The sequence below is a fragment of the Streptomyces ochraceiscleroticus genome (genome assembly GCF_000720485.1).
Lineage (GTDB): Bacteria > Actinomycetota > Actinomycetes > Streptomycetales > Streptomycetaceae > Streptomyces > Streptomyces ochraceiscleroticus.
In genome coordinates this window covers 1-388 of sequence record NZ_JOAX01000097.1, presented here as the reverse complement: position 1 = coordinate 388, position 388 = coordinate 1, and the positions used below count along the sequence as shown (strand labels likewise).

Sequence of the window (388 nt, the reverse complement as noted above, 5' to 3'; positions counted from 1 at the left end):
GGCCTTGGCCGCCCACTTCGTTCCGTCCAGCCACGAGGCGGTGCCGGCCACGCACCGGTTGCCGAAGAACCGCTCCCCCTGCGCCGGGTCCTTCTCCATGATCTCGGCGCACTCGGCCTCGATGGCGTCGAGGTCGACGTGCGCCGAACCGGCGTAGACGTGCCGGAAGATCTTCCGGCGCTGCCGCTTGTCCCCGAAGCTGAGCGACTTCGGGGCCTGCGGGTGGTACTTGAAGATGTCCCGCCGCTTGGACTGGGACGTCGTCTGCGCCACGGAGTCCTCGGACGGATCCCACGAGTTGGTGGTCTCCATCGAGCGGCCGCCCATGCCGGCCGCGCCGCGGCGCTGGGTCTCGGCGACCTTCCGCAGCTTGTTCGCCGCGGTATAC

General features: G+C 69.8%; 1 pseudogene. It reads right to left on the bottom strand.

From position 1 onward, the window contains the following. Positions 1-388 (bottom strand): annotated as a pseudogene (locus IG84_RS0137350) (hypothetical protein); the annotation flags it as partial.